At 70.3% G+C, this 18891-nt stretch carries 17 protein-coding genes; 10 read left to right on the forward strand and 7 right to left on the reverse strand.

The annotated features are described in order from the left end of the window. Positions 1-3 precede the first annotated feature (3 nt). Genes UG56_RS01135 through UG56_RS01150 form a run of 4 tightly spaced genes read right to left on the reverse strand, consistent with a single transcriptional unit; the run spans position 4 to position 5687 of the window. Positions 4-1254 (reverse strand): hypothetical protein, encoded by a 1251-nt coding sequence (locus UG56_RS01135; protein WP_045549412.1) that lies wholly within the window; start codon positions 1252-1254, stop codon positions 4-6. Further along, positions 1251-2834 carry a succinic semialdehyde dehydrogenase gene (locus UG56_RS01140; RefSeq protein WP_045549413.1) on the reverse strand — a complete coding sequence of 528 codons (1584 nt, stop codon included), beginning with the start codon at positions 2832-2834 and terminating at the stop codon, positions 1251-1253. The genes UG56_RS01135 and UG56_RS01140 overlap by 4 nt, the downstream gene beginning before the upstream one ends. Positions 2835-2868: 34 nt before the next feature. Beyond that, a complete protein-coding gene (locus UG56_RS01145; RefSeq protein ID WP_256206375.1) occupies positions 2869-4521 on the reverse strand; it encodes a GMC family oxidoreductase in 1653 nt (550 codons plus the stop codon). 2 nt (positions 4522-4523) lie between these two features. Beyond that, positions 4524-5687: a steroid 3-ketoacyl-CoA thiolase gene (locus UG56_RS01150; RefSeq protein ID WP_045549414.1), complete on the reverse strand. Its 1164-nt coding sequence runs from the start codon at positions 5685-5687 to the stop codon at positions 4524-4526. A 199-nt stretch (positions 5688-5886) separates the two neighbouring features. On the opposite strand from UG56_RS01150, the gene UG56_RS01155 reads away from it, so the two are divergent. Then, positions 5887-7110 carry a cytochrome P450 gene (locus UG56_RS01155; protein ID WP_045549415.1) on the forward strand — a complete coding sequence of 408 codons (1224 nt, stop codon included), beginning with the start codon at positions 5887-5889 and terminating at the stop codon, positions 7108-7110. Between the two features lie 76 nt (positions 7111-7186). Here UG56_RS01155 and UG56_RS01160 read toward each other — a convergent pair whose 3' ends face one another. Both UG56_RS01160 and UG56_RS01165 read right to left on the reverse strand, forming a co-directional pair. After that, entirely contained in the window at positions 7187-7618 is a 432-nt protein-coding gene (locus tag UG56_RS01160; protein WP_256206376.1) for a GNAT family N-acetyltransferase, read from the reverse strand. A 9-nt stretch (positions 7619-7627) separates the two neighbouring features. Further along, on the reverse strand, positions 7628-8251 hold the full coding sequence (locus UG56_RS01165) for a TetR/AcrR family transcriptional regulator (RefSeq protein WP_052693668.1): 624 nt from the start codon (positions 8249-8251) through the stop codon (positions 7628-7630). A gap of 120 nt (positions 8252-8371) precedes the next feature. Here UG56_RS01165 and UG56_RS01170 point away from each other — a divergent pair, with 120 nt between their 5' ends. From UG56_RS01170 to UG56_RS01205, 8 genes are read left to right on the forward strand one after another with little or no spacing between them, the layout of a single operon-like run. Next, positions 8372-9193 (forward strand): MlaE family ABC transporter permease, encoded by an 822-nt coding sequence (locus tag UG56_RS01170; protein WP_052693669.1) that lies wholly within the window; start codon positions 8372-8374, stop codon positions 9191-9193. Further along, on the forward strand, positions 9193-10026 hold the full coding sequence (locus tag UG56_RS01175; RefSeq protein ID WP_045549417.1) for an ABC transporter permease: 834 nt from the start codon (positions 9193-9195) through the stop codon (positions 10024-10026). The genes UG56_RS01170 and UG56_RS01175 overlap by 1 nt, the downstream gene beginning before the upstream one ends. Next, positions 10023-11051: an MCE family protein gene (locus tag UG56_RS01180; RefSeq protein WP_045549418.1), complete on the forward strand. Its 1029-nt coding sequence runs from the start codon at positions 10023-10025 to the stop codon at positions 11049-11051. Before UG56_RS01175 ends, UG56_RS01180 begins: the two co-directional genes overlap by 4 nt. Continuing rightward, positions 11051-12088: an MCE family protein gene (locus tag UG56_RS01185; protein ID WP_143054854.1), complete on the forward strand. Its 1038-nt coding sequence runs from the start codon at positions 11051-11053 to the stop codon at positions 12086-12088. The genes UG56_RS01180 and UG56_RS01185 overlap by 1 nt, the downstream gene beginning before the upstream one ends. Continuing rightward, positions 12085-13059, forward strand: a complete 975-nt coding sequence (locus UG56_RS01190) for an MCE family protein (protein ID WP_143054855.1) — start codon at positions 12085-12087, stop codon at positions 13057-13059. The genes UG56_RS01185 and UG56_RS01190 overlap by 4 nt, the downstream gene beginning before the upstream one ends. Then, positions 13059-14090 (forward strand): MCE family protein, encoded by a 1032-nt coding sequence (locus UG56_RS01195; RefSeq protein ID WP_143054856.1) that lies wholly within the window; start codon positions 13059-13061, stop codon positions 14088-14090. The genes UG56_RS01190 and UG56_RS01195 overlap by 1 nt, the downstream gene beginning before the upstream one ends. Positions 14091-14098: 8 nt before the next feature. Then, positions 14099-15169, forward strand: coding sequence for an MCE family protein (locus UG56_RS01200; RefSeq protein ID WP_052693679.1), 1071 nt, complete (start codon positions 14099-14101; stop codon positions 15167-15169). After that, positions 15169-16263: an MlaD family protein gene (locus UG56_RS01205; protein ID WP_052693682.1), complete on the forward strand. Its 1095-nt coding sequence runs from the start codon at positions 15169-15171 to the stop codon at positions 16261-16263. Before UG56_RS01200 ends, UG56_RS01205 begins: the two co-directional genes overlap by 1 nt. 8 nt (positions 16264-16271) lie before the next feature. On the opposite strand, the gene UG56_RS01210 is transcribed toward UG56_RS01205, so the two are convergent. Continuing rightward, positions 16272-16910 (reverse strand): TetR/AcrR family transcriptional regulator, encoded by a 639-nt coding sequence (locus tag UG56_RS01210; RefSeq protein ID WP_045549419.1) that lies wholly within the window; start codon positions 16908-16910, stop codon positions 16272-16274. A gap of 101 nt (positions 16911-17011) precedes the next feature. Between UG56_RS01210 and UG56_RS01215 the strand changes: the two genes are divergently transcribed. Next, entirely contained in the window at positions 17012-18883 is a 1872-nt protein-coding gene (locus UG56_RS01215) for an acyl-CoA dehydrogenase family protein (protein ID WP_045549420.1), read from the forward strand. Positions 18884-18891: the final 8 nt, after the last annotated feature.

Raw genomic sequence — 18891 nt, forward strand, 5'->3', positions numbered from 1 at the left:
CCCTCAGACCGGGATGATCGGCAGCGACCGGCGCGGCTCGAAGACGAAGTCCGCGCCGGTGCTGAACCTCACCACCGCGACCTCGGAGGCCTCCGGGGCGGGCTCGGGGCGGCGGACGACCTCGACCCGCCACCCGGGGCCGGCTCCCTCGGACGTCACCTCGACGTCGAGGTGAGGGTCGAGCGCCTGCACCGCTACCTGCAGCGGAACGAACCATTCCGGCCCGATCAGCGAGACCCAGGCGCCGTCCTCGTCCGCGGCCGATGGCCGCACGACCAGCGCGTCGGAGCCGGCCTCGACCGAGACGTACGCCGCGGGGTTGAGCACCGGGTGGAGCGCGAGCAGCCGCAGCGCCCCCTCGGTGTCCGGCGGCACGTCGAGCACGCGAGCCAGGCGAGCCGCCGCGATGCCGGCCACCCCGACCAGCTGCTTGCGGCGGATGTCGAGGAGCTGCTCGGATGAGCCCGCCCGCGGCTCCAGGGCGAGGGTGAATCCACGGTCGAGCAGCGCCATCTGCAGGCAGACCTCGTCGGCGATCCGCACCAGCGCGGAGCGGGAGAACGCAGCGAGGTCGAGGTCGGAGACCAGCGGACCGGCGTAGTCGGCGGCGCCGTCCTCGGTGGGGTCGATCGGGGCCAGTTCGAGCCCGGCCGCGCGGGAGCGCTCGTTGACCGCCAGCTCCGGGACCGCGACCGCCTCGGGGTGGGCGTCGTCGATGACCACGGTCCAGCGGCAGTGGGGCATCTGGTCGGCAGGTGTCCGCGGCGGCCGGTGGACGGGGCGCACTTGGGCGCGGGGATGGGTCGCGATCGCGGTGGCGTCGAAGGTCGGGTCCTCGATGTCGTGGCACATCCCGCGGACGTACTCCTCGCCCATCGGCTCCACGTCCATCAGCGCGCCGCAGTGGTCGAGGTGGAACTCGCCGTGGCGAGCGTCGTGGACGGTGTAGCGGAAGTCCATGAACTGCGGCGGTGCGCCGATGTCGAGCTGGAGGCCCTTGAAGATGGTCGGTACGTCACCCTGCCCGGGCACCGCCGGCGCGTAGCCGAGCGCGGCCTGCATCCGCCGGGTGTAGATCGGCGAGGCTGCGGCCCACTCGACGATCGCGATCCGCAGCATCTCCTCACGGCCGAAGGCGGAGATGCACCACGCCATCCCGGCCCGGTCGATCAGCTGGCCGATCAGAAGGAGCTCGCGGACGACCTCGGCGAGCTCCTCCCGGGTCAGCTCGGCATAGCGGGAGGACGGGCTCAACGAATGCCGAGCTTCCGCATCCAGCGCAGCGACGTCTGCATCTGCTTGGCGTAGTCGTCGAAGGTCTGCTTGCCCTGCGGCCCCATGACCTGCTTCTTCAGGGTCGCGACGTTCTGGGTGTCGGTGTACTTCAGCAGCCCCTGGTCGCCGTGGCGCGCGCCGACGCCGGACTGCTTCATGCCGCCGGACGGCGTCGACTTCGAGGCGTAGGCGGTGGCCAGGCCGTCGTTGATGTTGACGTTGCCGGACTCGATCCGGGCCGCGACCTGCTGGGCGCGCTTGAAGTTGGTGGTCCACACCGAGGCGTTGAGGCCGTAGTCGGTGTCGTTGGCCAGCTCGATCGCCTCCTCCAGGGTGGAGTAGCGGTGCAGCGAGACGACCGGCCCGAACGTCTCGGTCACCCCGTGGATCATCTCCTTCGTGGTGCCCTCCAGGATGGTCGGCTCGAAGAAGGTCGGCCCGATGTCGGGACGCGCCTTGCCGCCGGTCAGGACGGTGGCGCCCTTGGCGACCGCGTCCTCGACGTGCGACTGCACCCGCGCCAGGTGGTCGGGGGAGACCAGGGCTCCGAGGTCCGGCCCGAAGGCGTACGCCGCCTCGATCCGCATCCCCTGGACGGCGGCCACGAACTTGTCGCGGAACTCCTCGTACATGGCGTCCGGGATGTAGATCCGCTCGATGTGCATGCAGATCTGGCCGGTGTTGCCGAAGACGGCGAACATCGAGCCTTCGACGGTCTCGTCGATGTCGGCGTCGTCCAGGACGATCATCGGGTTCTTGCCGCCGAGCTCGAGGCAGGCGCCGATCAGGTTGCGCCCGGCCTGCTCGCCGATGACGCGTCCGGTGGCGGTGGAGCCGGTGAACATGGCGTAGTCGACGTTGTCCATCAGCGTCGGGCCGACGTCGGGGCCCTCCCCGCAGACCACCTGGAAGAGGCCCTTCGGGAGCCCGGCCTCCTCGAGCAGCGAGATCCCGAACAGCGGCGAGAGCGCGGTCTTGTTGTCCGGCTTGAGGAGCACCGCGTTGCCGGCCATCAGCGCCGGGATCGCGTCGGAGAGACCGGTCGCGAAGGGGAAGTTCCACGGCGCGATGATCCCGATCAGACCACGCGGCGGATGCCGCTCGATCGAGCTCGACAGCACCGGCATCACCCCCGGACGCTTCTTGTCCTTGAGCAGCTTCGGCGCCCGCTTGAGGTAGTGCGAGATCACCATCGGCGGGTCGCACACCTCCTCGAACGCGATCCGGCGGGCCTTGCCCGACTCGGCCTGGATGAGGTCGGCGATCTTGTGCTGGTTGCGCAGGATCAGCTCGTGGGCACGCTTGAACACGGCCAGCCGCTGCGGCAGCGGGGTCGCGGCCCACTCGTGCTGGGCCGCCCGTCCGGCCGCGGCGGCCCGCTCCACGTCCTCCGGTGAGGACTGCGGCAGCGCCACCAGCACCTCACCGGTGTAGACCTCGGTCAGCTTCCAGGACGCACCCGTCGAGGACGGGACCCGCGAGACCAGGTCGCCCAGCAGCTCCTCGGTGATCCAGTCGGGGCGGCGTACGCCTGCTGTCTTCGCTGTGTCAGTGCTCATGTCTGCTTCCGATCAGCTGGTTGTCGGGGTCGCTCTAGGAGTCTTCGTCGAGGATGAACGTCGCGCAACGGTCACCGATCATGACCGCGGGAGCGTTGGTGTTGCCACCGATGATCGACGGCATGATCGAGGCGTCGGCGACGCGGAGGCCGTCGATGCCGCGTACGCGGAGCTGCGGGTCGACCACGGCCCGCTCGTCGACGCCCATCCGGCAGGAGCCGACACCGTGGTAGATCGAGGTCGCCCGGTTGGTGACCTCGTCCTTCATCGCCTCGGCGTCGATCGCCTTGCCGGGGTGGATCTCCGACTTGACCTGGTCGCCGAAGGCCGGGGAGGCCATGATCTCGCGGATCATCTCGACGCCCTCGAGCAGGACCCGCTTGTCGTCGGGCTCGGCGAGGTAGTTGAAGTCGATCAGCGGCTCGGCGGTCGGGTCGGCGCTGCGCAGCCGCAGCGTGCCGCGCGAGCGCGGGTAGATCAGCGACGACATCACCGTCAGCGCGGCCCGCGGGTCGACCTCGTGCCGGATCGGAGCGTCCTGGTTGGGGGAGGGGTAGGCCCAGGGGAGGACGTGCAACTGCAGGTCGGGTACGTCGGTGGCCAGCGAGGTGCGGACGAACCCGACGGTCTCGAAGACGGTGTGGCCGAGGATCGACCTGCCGACGGTCTGCTCCTTGAGGACCGCCTTGCCGAAGTAGCCGGCCGTGCCGTGGTGCAGCGCGGTCGGCATCTCCCAGGTGGTCGGCACGAACATGTGGTCGTGCAGGTTGTCGCCGACCGGCAGCTCGTGGATCGCCTGGATGCCGTGCTCGGCCAGGTGGGCGGAATGACCGATTCCGGAGAGCATCAGCAGCTGCGCCGAGCCGAAGACGCCGGCCGACACGATCACCTCGGCCGTGGCCGAGATCGTCTGCGGACCCTGCTTGGTGAGGATCTCGACGCCCGTGGCGCGGCCGTTCTCGATCACGATCCGGGAGACGTGCACGCGGGTCAGCGTGGTGAGGCTGGGCAGCTCCTGGTCGTGGAGGTAGCCGCGCGAGGCGGAGTAGCGCAGCCCGTCGATCGCGCTCTGCTGGAAGGTCGAGACGCCCTCCTGCTCGGCGCCGTTGTAGTCGTCGAGCACCTTCACGTCGAGGGTCTCGGCGGCGGCGCGCTGGAAGGAGAGCGACGCCTCGGTCGGCCGCGGGTGTTTCATGACCTTGATCGGCCCGCCGGTGCCGCGGTAGTCGGAGCCGCCGCCCTCGTAGTCCTCGACCCGCCGGTACGCCTCGTTGACCGAGTCCGCGTCCCAGCCGGTGTTGCCCTCGGCCGCCCAGGCGTCGTAGTTGGCCCGGTTGCCGCGGACCCACAGCAGGCCGTTGATCGAGGAGGAGCCGCCGAGCACCTTGCCGCGCGGCTGGGGGAGCTCGCGGTTGCGGGCGTGCTGCTGCGGGACGGTGTGGTAGCCCCAGTCGACGAGCTTCTTCAGCCGCGGCTCGGCGTGCAGGGGTCCGATCATGCCCGGCTTGGTGACCAGGTAGTTGTGCTTGTCGTTCTTCCCCGCCTCGAGGAGGATGACCGACTTGCCGGCCGCGGCCAGGCGGCCGGCGACGGCACAGCCGGCCGAGCCGGCGCCGACGACGACGTACTCGGCCTCGGTGACCTTCTGTCGAAGCGGAGCCCGAGACGATGAACGCTGTATAGGCACGATCAGATCCTCTCGATGATCGTCGCGGTGGCCTGGGCGCCGCCGGCGCACATCGAGACCAGGGCGGTGGTGGCGTCGCGGCGCTCGAGCTCGTGCAGGGCGGTGGTGAGCAGGCGGGTGCCGGTCGAGCCGACCGGGTGGCCGAGCGCGATCGCGCCGCCGTTGACGTTGATCTTCTCCTCGGGCACCTGGTGCACCTTGGCCCACGACATGACGACGCCGGCGAACGCCTCGTTGACCTCGGCGATGTCGATGTCGCCGATGGTCATCCCGCTGTCCTTCAGCGCCTTCTCGGTCGCCTGGACGGGGCCGTCGAGGTGGTAGTAGGGGTCCGAGCCGACGAGATTCGAGGTGACGATCCGAGCCCGAGGCTTGAGCCCCAGGGACGTGGCGACCGACGAGTCCATGAGCAGCAGCGCCGAGGCGCCGTCGGAGATCTGCGAGGAGGTGCCCGCGGTGTGGGTGCCGCCCTCGAGCACCGGGCTCAGCCCGGCCAGCTTCTCCAGGGAGGTCTCGCGGATGCCCTGGTCCTCGGTGACGGTGCGTACCTCACCGGTGGGGTTGCCCTCGTCGTCGAGCATGGGGGCCTCGACGGCGAAGATCTGGCTCTTGAAGTGGCCGGCGTCTCGTGCGTGGCGCGCCTTGACCTGCGACCAGAGGCCGAACTCGTCGACCTCGTTGCGGGAGAAGCCGCGGTCCTTCACGATCCGGTCCGCGCCCTCGAACTGGTTGGGCAGATCGATGTTCCATTCAGCGGGACGAGGATCGCCGGCACCGGGCGGGACGTTGGCGCCCAGCGGGATGCGGGACATCGACTCGATGCCGCAGGCGATGCCGACCTTGATCTGGTCCGAGGCGATCATCGCGTTGATCAGGTGGGTCGCCTGCTGGGCCGAGGAGCACTGCGCGTCGATGACCGTGGAGCCGGTGTGGATCGGCAGCCCGGCGTGGAGCCAGGCCCGGCGGACCATGTTGTTGGACTGCTCGCCGGCCTGGGAGACGCAGCCGCCGATGACCTGATCCACCAGGTCAGGGTCGACTCCGGCGCGCTTGAGCACCTCGACCTGGGCGGCGCCGAGCAGGACGCCCGGGTGCAGGCCGGCGAGCCAGCCCTTGCGCTTGCCGATGGGGGAACGGACGGCTTCGACGATGACGGGCGTGCCCATGGAACCTCGCTCTTCGGGGGTGTCGGCAAGTCGCTGGTGCGCGGCTGCGCACCGTCACGCCTGGTGACGTGACACCGGTTACACTCGATTGTCCCAAATTAGAACGTGTTCTCGTTTGGCGCAACCCTTGTGTGATGCTGAGCACTGTGTGACCATAAACTAGAACGTGTTATAGAAAAGACCTCGAAGGAGCACCCCCGTGACCGCTCTCCCCGTGGATTTCGATCCGACCGACCCCGTGCTCAACGAGGAGCGCGTCCCGCTCCAGGAGTTCCTCGAGCTTCGCAAGACCGCGCCGGTGTGGTGGGTCGAGCAGTCGCCGGCGGCGCGCGCCGGCTTCCTGGACACCGGGTTCTGGGCGGTGACCAAGCACGAGGACATCCTGGCCGTCTCCAAGGACAGCGAGAACTTCGGCACGAACGAGAACGGCGTGATCATCCGGTTCGCGCCCGACATGACCCGCGAGCAGGTCGAGCTGCAGCGCGCGATGCTCATCCACCACGACGCTCCGGACCACACCAAGCTGCGCCAGATCATCAGCCGCGGCTTCACCCCGCGCGCGATCAACGCCCTCAAGGAGCGCCTGGTCGAGCGGGCCAACAACATCGTCGACGACGCCCTGGCCAAGGGCGAGGGTGACTTCGTCTCCGAGGTCGCCGCCGAGCTCCCGCTCCAGGCGATCGCCGAGCTACTCGGTGTCCCGCAGGAGGACCGGCGCAAGCTCTTCGACTGGTCGAACCAGATGCTCGCCTACGACGACCCGGACTACGACGCGGACCCCGAGGCCGCCTCGATCGAGATCCTCTCCTACGCGATGGCGCTGGCCGCGGAGCGCAAGGCCGACCCCAAGGACGACATCATCTCCAAGCTCGTCAACGCCGAGCTGGAGGGCGGCGCGCTGGGCGACGACGAGTTCGGCTTCTTCGTCATCCTGCTCGCGGTCGCGGGCAACGAAACCACCCGCAACGCGATCACCCACGGTATGCAGGCCTTCTTCGACCACCCCGACCAGTGGGAGCTGTGGAAGAAGGAGCGTCCCGACACCATGGTCGACGAGGTGATCCGCTGGGCGACCCCGGTCACCGTCTTCCAGCGTACGGCGCTCAACGACGTCGAGGTCGGCGGTCAGCTGGTCAAGAAGGGCCAGCGCGTCGGCATCTTCTACGCCTCGGGCAACCACGACGAGGATGTCTTCGACGACCCCGACACGTTCGACATCACCCGCGAGCACAACCCCCACCTCGCCTTCGGCGGCCACGGCGCCCACTACTGCATCGGCGCCAACCTGGCCCGGATGGAGGTGCGGATCATGTTCGACGTGATCGCCGACCGGATGCCCGATCTCAAGCCCAACGGCACGCCGCGCCGGTTGCGCCACGCCTGGATCAACGGCATCAAGGAGATGCCGGTCACCTACGCCTGACCGGCCGTCGTCTACGGCAGCCTCACGTTGGAGAAGTGGGGCCGGCGGAACGGATACCCCGCCGGCACCCACTTCTTCAGCGCCTCGAAGACCACCTCGTAGAGCCCCTGCTCATAGGCCTCGGTGGTCCCCACCAGCTCACGTCGACGTCGTACGCCGCCAGCTCCTCGCTCAGCTCCTGCCGGACGCCCAGCGGGTAGAGATAGGCGCACCCGACGTAGCCGAGCTCTGAGGTCTCCAGGACGTAGGAGAAGGACTTGTTCTCCTTCCACTCGCCCTCGTGCCAGACGAGGTCGATGTAGTCCTCCTCCTCCGACGTCGGGCCTGTCGGCCAGCCGCCGCCCCGGGTGGCGTTGATGAGGTCGATGTCGGCGTTGATGGCGCGTACGTCGTCGGCCAGGCACTCGCGCGACAGCGGCCGCGCCGTCAGGTCGCCGTGGGTGAGCACCCGGGGTGCCTTGAACCCGTCGGGGACGGCCAGCAGCTTGCTCAGTCCTGCGTAGCTCATGCCCGAAGGCTACGTTCGGCGGCGCAGCGCCAGCATCCCGGCGTACGCGGCCAGCAGCCGCTCCTTCGGGTATTCGTCGGGCTTCGCCAGGAGCAGGCGGGCGAACTCCTGCACCAGCGCGACGAGCGAGTGCGCGACCACCTCGACGTCGAGGTCGGTCTCGGGGTCGAGGTTGGTGCGGAGCACGTCGGCGACGAACCCGCGCAGCAGGACCAGGGTGCTCTCGATCCGCTCCCGCACGGCGGGCGGTGCGCCGTCGGTCAGCACGAGGACCGGGCGCCAGGTCTCCGGGTCGGCCTCGACCGCCCGGAGCAGTCCGTCCGCCGCCTCGAGCAGCCACCGGTCGAGGTCGACCGGGGTGCCGCCGGCCGGGATGAGGGCCAGCGCCGCGGCGGTGGCGCGCTCCTGGGTGCGGTCGAGCAGGGCGTGCAGGAGCGGGTCGATCCCTCCGTACGCGTCGTACACGACCGGCCGGGTCACGCCTGCCTCGGCGGCGATCGCGCTGATGGTGAGCTGGCCGTAGCCGTCCCTGGCGAGCACGCGCAGCGCCGCGTCGAGCAGCTCCTCGCGGCGCTCCTCGAGAGGCATCCGGGCGGCATAGCGCCGCCGGGCGGCAGGTCGGTCGGTGGACATCAGTTCCGAAGGTCAAGGGCTCGCGGACGAGCCGGCGAAGGGGGTGACACAGGCCACACAGTGTGCGAATCTACACCCGTGTAGTAAACCACGGTAGGCGTCGACGAGGAGGAGTTCCGGGTGACTGCGACCTTGCCCGAACGGATTGCCACCGGAGCGTGGCGCCGAGCGGCCGACGGGCTCCGGACGGTGGGGGAGACGATCGCCCTGGGTGCCGAAGCCTGCGCGTACGCCGCCGTCGACATCCTCACCGGCCGGTTCGACTGGGCCCAGGCGGCGGACCAGGCCTGGTTCATGGCGCGCGTCTCCCTGCTGCCGACGATCCTGGTCGCGATCCCGTTCGGGGTGGTGACCTCCATCCAGGTCGGGGCGGTGGCCGACAGCATCGGCGCCTCTTCCTTCAGCGGCGCCGTCAACGGGGTAGGTGTGCTGCGCCAGGCCGCGCCCCTGGTCACCGCGCTGATCATCGCGTGCGTGGTCGGCTCGGCGATCTGCTCCGATCTCGGCATGCGCGCGATCCGCGACGAGATCGCCGCCCTGGAGGTGATGGGCTCCAACCCCGTCCAGCGGATGGTCGCTCCCCGGATCGTCGCAGCGGTCTTCATCTCGGTGATGCTGACCGCGATCGTCGCGGTGACCGCGATCGCGACCGGCTACGTGATGAACGTGAGCCGGGGCGTCGTCGGTGCGGGCACCTATCTCGACGCGTTCACGAACTTCAGCCAGAGCGCGGACCTGTGGCTGGCCGAGGGCAAGGCGGTGCTGTACGGGCTGATCGGCACGACGGTGGCCGCCTACAAGGGCCTGGGTGCCACCGGCGGACCGCAGGGCGTCGCCGATGCGGTCAACCAGACCGTGGTGCTGAACGTGATCCTGCTGGCCGTCGTGAACGCGGTCGTCACCCAGGGCTACCTGGCCCTCGCCCCGGGCGGTGGTGCCTGATGGCCGCGGTCGAGACCGACGGGCCGGCGACCGGCTGGTGGAGCCCGCTGGTGCCGTTCGGCTCCTTCCTCACCTTCAGCGCCTCCGTCCTGCTGGCGGTGCCGGCCACGCTGGTGCACCACTGGCGCACCTGCCTGGAGCACTTCTCTGACATCTGCTGGGGCCGGGGCGCGATCATCGTCGGCGGCGGCACGATCGGGGTGATGGTGCTGCTCTCGGTCTCGGTCGGCACCTCGCTCGGCATCGAGGGGTTCAACGGGCTGGAGCTCGTCGGTCTGGCGCCCTTGGTCGGCTTCATCTCGGCCACCGCCAACACCCGGGAGCTCGGTCCGCTGGTCGCCGCGCTCGCGCTGGGCGCACAGGTCGGCTGCCGATTCACCGCGCAGCTGGGGGCGATGCAGGTCAACGAGGAGGTCGACGCGCTCGAGGTCATGTCGGTGCGGCCGGTCAACTACCTGGTCGCCACCCGGCTGGTCGCCACCATGCTCGCGATCGTGCCGCTCTACGTGATCGGTCTGCTCGGCTCCTACGTCGCCTCGGAGTCGACGGTGGTGACGCTCTTCGGACAGTCGCCGGGCCAGTTCGACCACTACTTCCTGGAGTTCCTGACGATGCGCGACATCGGGTTCTCGCTGATCAAGATCCTGATCTTCGCCGCGATCGTGGTGCTGATCCACTGCTGGTACGGCCTCTCTGTCTCGGCCGGCTCCCTCAACGTCGGCGAGGCCACCGGTCGCTCGATCCGGGCCAGCTTCGTGGTGATCGTCGTGCTCAACATGCTGCTCACCGTCGCCATGTGGGGTGGCGACCCGGGGTTCAGGATCTCCGGATGAGTCGCGGCACCAGACCCCAGACCCTGGCCGTACGTGGCGCTGCCGGTGTCATCGCCTGCGGACTCCTCGCCGCCGGGATGGTCGGGCTCGCCGGTCGCCCGTTCTCCGACGACGTCGCGACCCGGGCCGCCATGGTCGACGTCGGTGCGTCGCTGCGTACCGGGTCGGACGTGAAGATGGGCGGGGTCATCATCGGCACCGTCACGGGCATCTCCCAGGCGTCCGACTCCTCGAAGGCATCGGTCGCGATCCGGCTCGACCGCGAGGCGGCGGACCGGCTCCCGGCGGACGTGGCCGCGCGGGCGCTGCCGGCGACCGTCTTCGGCACGGCGTACGTCGACCTGGTCTCGACCGGTTCCCGGCCGGGGAGGTGGACGGGCGGCACGATCCCGCAGGACCTGCGCCAGGGCACCGTCGAGCTGCAGCAGGCGCTCGACAGCATCGACGAGCTGGTCGAGGCGGTCGGTCCGGCCGACCTCAACGCGGCGCTGTCCGCGGTCGCAGGCGGCCTCGACGGCCGCGGGGACGACATCCACCGGACGCTCGAGCTCGCCGCGAAGGTGCTGGAGCGGGCCGAGGCCGACCTGCCCACGATCCGGACCACGGCCGCCCTGCTGGCGGTCAACCTGGAGACCCTGGAGGCCTCCGCCGGCGACCTGTTCGCCGCGCTCGAGTCCGGCACGGCAACCGCGGAGACGATCGCGGCCAAGCGCGAGCAGCTCGCCGCGCTGCTCTCCGGCGGGCTCACCCTGACGGCGGATGCGCAGAGGTTCCTCGACGAGCACGGCGCCGAGCTGGTCGAGGCGATGGATCAGGCGGCGGTGGTCGCCGACGCCGTCGCCGACAACCGGGAGGACGCCGTGGTGGAGAGCTTCCGCGCCAACCGCGAGATCGGCCAGGAGGTGCCGACCGTGATCGACGACGGCCGGGCGGTGCTCGACCTGATCCTGCACCGGGTGGCGCCGCCCTACTACACCCGCGAGCGCGACTGCCCGACCTACGGCAGCACGAGAGGGGAGTGCTGATGTCCGGACTGCGCGGCTCCTCGGGACGCCCCACCGCGACCTACCTCAAGCTGGGCGCCTTCACCCTCGTCGCCGGGCTCGCCTTCGCGCTCGTCCTCGGCACGCTGAAGGCGCCGGTCGCCGGCGACCTGACCACCTACACCGCCGACTTCGCCGACGTGAACGGCCTGCACGAGGACGACGCCGTACGCATCGCCGGGGTCGGCGTCGGCAAGGTCACCGACATCACCGTCACCGCCGCCGGCAGGGCGCGGGTCGAGCTCAGCGTGTCCCGGAAGCAGCCGGTCCTGGACACCGCGCGGCTCTCGGTGCGCTACCAGAACATCGCCGGGCAGCGGTTCCTCGGGATCGAGCAGACCCGGGGATCCGGCAAGCCGCTGGAGGCCGGCGCGCGGATCCCGGCGAGCCGGACCAGCGCCGGGTTCGACCTGACCGAGCTGCTCAACGGGTTCCGGCCGCTCTTCGACGTACTCGATCCCGACGAGGTCAACCAGCTCGCCGCCACCATCTTGAAGGTCCTCCAGGACGAGGGCGGCAGCATCCCGGTGCTGCTGCAGCAGACCGCCGAGCTGACTCGCTTCGTGGCCACCCGCGATCAGGTCTTCGACCGGGTGCTGACCAACCTGACCCCCTTCCTCGCGGACCTGGCCGCGCAGGGGGACGAGTTCGAGACCACGGTGCGCGAGCTGGAGAAGCTGATGAAGGGCCTGGCCGAGCAGCGCGACGCCCTGGGTGCCTCGGTCGAGGAGCTGTCCGGGCTGCTGGCCACCGGCGCCGACTTCGGTACGCAGATCGAGGCTCCCGCACGCACCCTGAGCCGCAACCTGCGGATGTCGGTGACCGCCTTCGCCGCCAACCTGACCAGCTTCGAGGGTGCCGTGGTCTCCTTCGCCCAGCTGGTCGAGACGCTGGGGAGGATCACCTCCTACCGCAACGCGCTCAACATCTACGTCTGCCGCTACGACTTCTCCGTCGACGAGCTCGTGCTGGCGCTGCCGCCGACCGACGACCGCTACTCGGAGGTGTGCTCGGGATGACTCCACTGCGAACCATGGACCCGCTCAAGGTCGGGATCGTCGCCGTCGTGCTCGCCGCGCTGACGGTCGTCTTCGTCTTCCGTGCCGGGGCGCTCGGTTTCGGCGAGAGGGTCTGCGTGGCCCACTTCGAGCACACCGCGGGGCTCCGCGTCGGGGAGGACGTGACCGTGGCGGGAGCGCGGGTCGGAGAGGTGCGCTCGATCTCGCTCGGCGCCCACGACGTGCTCGTCGAGTTCACCGTCGAGGACCACATCCGGCTCGGGGCCCGCACCCGGGCCGAGATCGAGGTCGCCACCCTGCTCGGCACGCACCTGCTCGCCGTCACGCCGGCAGGCGGGGGAGAGCTGGCCGACGACACCATCGCGCTCTCGGCCACCAGCGTGCCCTACAACCTCCAGGACATCGTCGACCGGGGCAGCGCCTCGCTCGACCAGCTCGATCCTTCGCTTCTCTCCGGCACCCTCGACGAGGTCGGCCGCACCATGGCGAGCTCCCAGCCCGACCTCGCCGCTGCCCTCGACGGCATCTCCGCGGTCTCCGAGGTCGTGCTCACCCGGGCCGACCAGGCCGATGCGCTGGTTCGCGCGGCCACCGACGTGACGAGTCGGCTCAACGCCAACAGCACCGAGATCGTCTCGCTGATGAAGCAGTCCAACGCGGTGATGGCCGAGCTGCAGAGCCGGCGCGAGGCGATCCGCAGGCTGCTGGCCGACGCGCAGCGGCTCACCACCACGCTGAAGCGGGTCGTCGCCGACAACCAGCAGGACCTCGACGTCGCGCTGACCAAGCTGACCGTGGTCGTGAAGGGGCTGCGTGCTCAGGAGAAGGAGCTCAGCGCCGCGCTCGACGTGCTCGGTCCCTCGGCGCGCTACCTGGCCAACGCCACCGGGAACGGGCCCTGGATCGACATCCGGCCCGACGACCGTGCGCTGCCCGACGGGCTGACCTGCCGGCTGAAGGGGTTGTGCTGATGAGGCGCCCGCAGCTGGGCAGGTATGTGGCGATCGTGGTGGCGCTGGTCGCCGCCGTCGGTGCGGGTGCGGCGGCGATCCCGCTGACCAGCACCTACTCGGTGACCGTCACCTTCGCCGACACCGCTGGCCTCTTCGTCGGCAACGACGTCGGGGTGCTCGGCGTGAAGATCGGCGAGGTCAGGCGGATCACCCCGGCAGGCGCGGGCGTCGAGGTCGACCTCGAGCTGGATCGGGACGTCACCGTGCCCGCCGACGCCCAGGCGTTGATCGTCTCCCGCTCGGTCGCCAACGACCGCTACGTCGAGCTCACCCCGCGCTACGACGGCGGGCCCGTGCTCGCCGACGGCGACCTGATCGCCAGCGAGCGCACCCGCACCCCGGCCGACTTCGACGCCATCCTGGACGCGCTCGACCGGTTCAGCAACGGGCTCGCCGGCGGCGACGGCAGGAGCATCGACCGGTTCCTCCAGGCAGGCTCGACGACCCTGGGGGCCAACGGCCAGCGGGCCGGCGCCGCACTGGCCGATCTCGCCGCCGCCCTGAGCGAGATCAACGGCCACACCGACACCGCCGTCACCGCCCTGCACGAGACCGACGAGCTGACCAGCGCGATGGTCGCCCACGACGCGCTGATCGAGCTCTTCATCGAGAACGTCGCCGCGACCTCCGACCTGCTCGCGGAGCAGCGCACGGAGTTCACCGCCACGCTGCGTACGACCCGGGAGGCGATCGACGCGCTGGCCAGGTTCACCCGGGCCAACGACAAGGACCTCCAGGCGGCGCTGGCGCAGGTCAACGGGGTGCTCGACCTGATCCTGGCGCACACCGACGACATCGAGGAGTTCGTCGAGGTGCTCCCGCTGGCCCTGCAGAACGTCGAACAGGCACGTGCGCCCGGGGGCGTGATGCTGCGCGTGCCGCTCACCGATGCGCTCAGCGAGGAGCTCGCCGGTCGCTGCCGCGAGGCGCTCTCGGACGTGTGCGACGTCGTCGGAACGGACCCGCTGAGCGCGGGAGGACGGCCATGAGGGCGGCGATGAGGACGGCCAGGAGGGCGGTCCTGGGGGCCGCGGCTGCCGGCCTGCTGCTGACCGGGTGCGGCATCGACGCCCGTACGTTGCCGCTGCCCGGCACTCGCGCAGGCGACGACACGACCACGGTCGAGGCCGCCTTCGACGACGCCCTCAACCTCGGCGTCGGCTCGAAGGTGAGCGTCAACGGCGTCGATGCCGGCCGGGTCACCGCCCTGTCCACCGACGGCTACTCGGCGGTGGCCGAGATGAGCCTTCGCGACGGCGTACGCGTCACCGACCGCTCCGCGGCGAGGCTGCGCTACGACACCCCGCTCGGCGAGGTCTACGTCGAGGTGACGACGCCCGAGGGCGGCCGGACGATCCCCGCGGGAGGACGGCTCGACCCGGCCCGGTCGACGACGGCACCGACCGTCGAGGACGCCCTCGCCTCGGCCTCCCTGCTCATCAACGGCGGAGGGATCGGCGACCTCGGCCGGATCGTCGACGAGCTCAACCGGGCCGTCGGCGACGGCACCGACCTGTCCCAGGTGCTCGACCGGAGCGCCACCTTCCTCACCCAGGCCAACCGCACCACCGCCGAGATCGACCGCGCCCTCACCTCGCTCGACGCCGTCTCCACCACACTGGCCGAGGAGAAGGAGACCATCGCCGAGGCGCTGGCTGCGATCGGCCCGGCGGCCCGCACCGTTCGGCAGCAGACGAAGCAGATCATCGCCCTGCTCAACCGGCTGGTGAGGCTCTCCCGCGACGCCAACGGGGTGCTCGACCGGATGGACGACGACACCGTCGCCGTGGTCCGCGACGCCGGCGCGATCCTCGCCCAGGTCCGTCGGATCAGTGGCGAGCTCGGTCCGGGCCTGGACACCTTCAGCACGGCGATCAACGAGCTGCTCGAGATCGTCCCCGCCGACCACCTGCCGATCCAGCTCCGTGTCGACATCGCCGACTCCGTCGCGCAGGACCCGCTCAACCCGCTGCCCCCGCTCCTGGAACCGCCGGTCCTGCCACAGCCACCCCGGTGGGACCTCGGCGACCTCCTCGGCGGCGGCAACCTGCTCGGAGGGGAGGGCTGATGGCGCTGCGCGAGACGGACCGGCGCCTCTTCGTCGGCTTCGGGGCGGCCGTGGTCGTGTTCGTCGCGGTGACGGCGTACCTGGTCCTGGTCACGCTCCGGATCCCGCTCCTGTCCCGGCCGGCCACGGTCACCGTCGACCTGGAACGCACCGGCGGCCTCTACGAGGGCTCGTCGGTGACCTACCGCGGCGCCAAGGCCGGGGTCGTGGAGACGATCGAGCTGACGACGGATGGCAAGGCGCAGGCCCGGATCAGGCTGGAGCCCGACGTCCGGATCCCGCAGGACTCCCCGGCCGAGGTGCGCAGCCTCTCGCCGGTGGGGGAGCAGTACCTCGACTTCCAGCCGACCACCGCCTCCGGTCCCTACCTCCACGACGGCAGCCGGGTCCGGGCCGAGGCGGTCGACCTGCCCACCACCCTGGCCAGCACCGTGGTCAGCCTCGAGAGGCTGATGGACCAGGTCGACCCCGAACAGCTGCACGCCGTGATCGCCGGCCTGCGCACGACCTTCGCCGGCCGCGAGGACGAGCTCGCCGACCTGGTCGAGGGCAGCCAGGTCCTGCTGCTCACCCTCGACGAGGAGTGGCCCACCATCTCGCGGGTGCTGGTCAACTCCGAGTCCCTGCTGCGCATCGGCGATCGACACGCCTCCGACGTACGCGCCTCCGCGCACGACCTCGCCCTGCTCACCGCCGAGCTGGAGAAGGCCGACCCCGAGCTGCGCCGTGCCTTCGACCGCGGCCCCGAGCAGTTCGCCGACCTCGTCCGTCTGGTCGGCGTCCTGGACCGTACGCTGCCGCCGACCGTGGACCGCACCACCGCCCTCACCGACATCCTTGTCGTGCGCGACCCGCACCTGCGTGAGCTGCTGGGCGAGTATCCCGACGCCATCCGCTCGCTGGCTGATGCGATGTACGACGGCGCGATCCACGGCGGCCTCGTCCTGCAGAACGACTACCAGTGCGACTACGGCGGCCCCCAGCACCCGGCCACCGACACCACTCCCAGGCCGCTCTACGAGGACGGCCACTGCTCTGCGCCGCCCGACCGGGTCGTGCGCGGAGCGGACAACGCGCCCGGCTCGACCGGATAGGCAGACCCTCAGGCGTCCTTGAACGCGCGGTGGAGCGCCTTGCCCATGAAGGTGCCGAGGTCGTCCGGACCCCAGTCGTTGCTCGAGTCGAGGAGCGACCGCACCGCCGACTCGCACGAGGACAGGAAGAGGTCGATCAGGACCGGGAGCTTGCGCTCCAGGTCGGAGGTCTGCCACCAGCGCTCCATGGCGGGCCTGATCCACTCGGTCGCGCGGGCCTGGACCAGTGCCTTCGCGTCACGGAAGCGCTCGGCGATGGCCGGGTCCGGCTCGCCGGAGAAGACCAGGCGCCAGGTCTCGGGTGCGCCAGCGGCGGCGTTGAGGAGGGCCCGGAAGCCGTCCACGAACGCCTGTTCCGGATCGTCGGGGTTGGCGGAGCCGTGCAACGCGGCGAGGATCGCCTCGAGGAGCTCGCCCGACTCCCGGTCGAGCAGCGCGTCGACCAGCTCGACCCGGTCCGCGAAGCAGGCGTAGACGACGGGCCGGGTCACGCCCATGGCCGCGGCGACCGAGCCGATCGTCACGGCACCGATGCCGTCGGCGACGGCGATCGCACGGGCCGCGTCGAGGACGAGGGGACGCCGGCGCTCCGGACCCAGATGAGGTGCGCGGGCGCGCTGCGCTTGACCGGTGGTGGGCGGAGGCATGAGCCGATCCTAGGTGACGAGGGAAGTTCCTGCACACGTGTAGCAAATTCCTACACGTGTGTATTAATGTGACGGGAGTCCCCTCACCCCGGAGCGTCCACATGCCGCTGTTCAACCCGCACAAGCCCGACTTCGACGAGTTCGACGACGAGACCCGCCGGATCTTCGCGGCGACGATCGAGTTCTTCGAGGGCAAGGGCAAGGAGTGGCTGCTCCAGCAGGATCGTGACCGCGTCTGGTACGACGAGTTCCTCGCCTTCCAGAAGCGGGAGATGGTCTTCGCGACGCTGCTGACCCCGGCGGCCCAGGCCGACGGCGACCCGAACAAGCGCTGGGACGAGGCCCGCATCGCCACGTACAGCCAGATCCTCGGCTTCTACGGGATGTCCTACTGGTACGTCTGGCAGGTCACGATCCTCGGCCTCGGCCCGATCTGGCAGTCCGGCAACGAGTCGGTGAAGCGCCGGGCCGCGCGGCTCCTCGACGAGGGCGCGATCTTCGCCTTCGGCCTCTCGGAGCGCGAGCACGGCGCGGACGTCTACACCTCCGACATGGTCCTGACCCCCGACGGCAACGGCGGCTACCTGGCCAACGGCGGCAAGTACTACATCGGCAACGGCAACAAGGCCGGCATGGTGTCGGTCTTCGGTCGCGTCGAGGGGCTCCCGACCGGGCCCAAGACCCAGGACGGCTACGTCTTCTTCGTCGTCGACAGCCAGCACGAGGCGTACAAGCTCCGCAAGAACGTCGTGAACTCGCAGATGTACGTCGCGGCCTTCGACCTCGAGGACTACCCGATCCGCGAGGAGGACGTCATCCATGTCGGCTCCGAGGCGTTCGACGCGGCCATCAACACGGTCAACGTCGGCAAGTTCAACATCGGCTTCGGGTCGCTCGGAGCGGTGCAGCATGTCTGGCACGAGGGCATCACCCATGCCGACAGCCGCGTTCTCTTCGACACCAAGGTCACCGACTTCCCGCAGGTCCGGGCGCTGTTCCTCGAGAGCTGGGTCCGGCTCGCCGCGATGGAGCTGTTCGGCGAGCGCGCCATCGACTACATGCGCTCCGGCAGCGCCGACGACCGCCGCTACCTGCTCTTCGACGCGATCGAGAAGATGAGCGTGAGCCGCCAGGGCGCGAAGGTCTACGACCTGATCGCCGACTGCATCGCGGCCCGGGGTTTCGAGAACGACATGTACTACCCGGTCGGCGCGGTGGCCATGATGGGTCTGCCTCGGCTCGAGGGCACGGTCCACGTGAACATGGCTCTGGCACTGAAGTTCCTGCAGAGCTATCTCTTCAGCCCGACCGATCCGAGCCTGGCCCTGCTCGCGGCCCGGAGGCCGGGTGCGCCGAGCCGGGTGCCCGACGCCGCCTTCGCGCCGGCGTTCAAGGCCTCGCGCGCGGTCATCCGTGCCGCGGGGCGGCTGGTCGGGTCGAGACTCCCGTCCGTCGAGGCGCCCGCCCTGCCGCCGCGCCGGCGGGACCCGGTGGACGACACCTTCCTCTTCCGCCAGGGGCCGGCCCAGGGGCTCGGCACGGTGGCCTTCCACGACTGGCGCGCGGTCTACGCCGGGTGGGCCCACCTGCCGAACGTGCAGCTCCTGCTCGAGCAGGTCGACGCCTTCCAGGCGCTGCTCGGCGCCACGCCACTGTCCAAGACGCAGATGCGCGACCTGGACCTGCTCCTGGTCGTCGGCGACATCTTCACCACGGTCGCCTACGGCGACCTCATCCTGCAGCAGGCCACGATCTGGGGCGTCGACGACGACCTGGTCGAGAGCATCTTCGAGGTCATGGTCGGGGACGTCTCCGCCCATGCCCTGACCCTGACGCGCAAGCCGTCCCTTACTGCGGCGCAGGCCAGGGCCGCCGATGCGATCCAGCGCCGTCCCGCCTTCGACGCCGAGCGCACCGCCCGGGTGTGGGCGGAGGCGCGCGCCACCGCCGGCACCTACGCGATGAACCCGTGAACCGACCG

The organism is Nocardioides luteus (assembly GCF_000960475.2).
Taxonomy (GTDB): domain Bacteria; phylum Actinomycetota; class Actinomycetes; order Propionibacteriales; family Nocardioidaceae; genus Nocardioides; species Nocardioides luteus_A.

Excerpts from the sequence above, each read along its gene's own strand:
- UG56_RS01150 (WP_045549414.1), bottom strand. The coding sequence starts at position 5,687 with ATGGGCACGCCCGTCATCGTCGAAGCCGTCCGTTCCCCCATCGGCAAG.
- UG56_RS01140 (WP_045549413.1), bottom strand. The coding sequence starts at position 2,834 with ATGAGCACTGACACAGCGAAGACAGCAGGCGTACGCCGCCCCGACTGG.
- UG56_RS01185 (WP_143054854.1), top strand. The coding sequence starts at position 11,051 with ATGTCCGGACTGCGCGGCTCCTCGGGACGCCCCACCGCGACCTACCTC.
- UG56_RS01195 (WP_143054856.1), top strand. The coding sequence starts at position 13,059 with ATGAGGCGCCCGCAGCTGGGCAGGTATGTGGCGATCGTGGTGGCGCTG.
- UG56_RS01165 (WP_052693668.1), bottom strand. The coding sequence starts at position 8,251 with ATGTCCACCGACCGACCTGCCGCCCGGCGGCGCTATGCCGCCCGGATG.
- UG56_RS01180 (WP_045549418.1), top strand. The coding sequence starts at position 10,023 with ATGAGTCGCGGCACCAGACCCCAGACCCTGGCCGTACGTGGCGCTGCC.
- UG56_RS01215 (WP_045549420.1), top strand. The coding sequence starts at position 17,012 with ATGCCGCTGTTCAACCCGCACAAGCCCGACTTCGACGAGTTCGACGAC.
- UG56_RS01210 (WP_045549419.1), bottom strand. The coding sequence starts at position 16,910 with ATGCCTCCGCCCACCACCGGTCAAGCGCAGCGCGCCCGCGCACCTCAT.
- UG56_RS01160 (WP_256206376.1), bottom strand. The coding sequence starts at position 7,618 with ATGAGCTACGCAGGACTGAGCAAGCTGCTGGCCGTCCCCGACGGGTTC.
- UG56_RS01175 (WP_045549417.1), top strand. The coding sequence starts at position 9,193 with ATGGCCGCGGTCGAGACCGACGGGCCGGCGACCGGCTGGTGGAGCCCG.
- UG56_RS01200 (WP_052693679.1), top strand. The coding sequence starts at position 14,099 with ATGAGGACGGCCAGGAGGGCGGTCCTGGGGGCCGCGGCTGCCGGCCTG.
- UG56_RS01205 (WP_052693682.1), top strand. The coding sequence starts at position 15,169 with ATGGCGCTGCGCGAGACGGACCGGCGCCTCTTCGTCGGCTTCGGGGCG.
- UG56_RS01190 (WP_143054855.1), top strand. The coding sequence starts at position 12,085 with ATGACTCCACTGCGAACCATGGACCCGCTCAAGGTCGGGATCGTCGCC.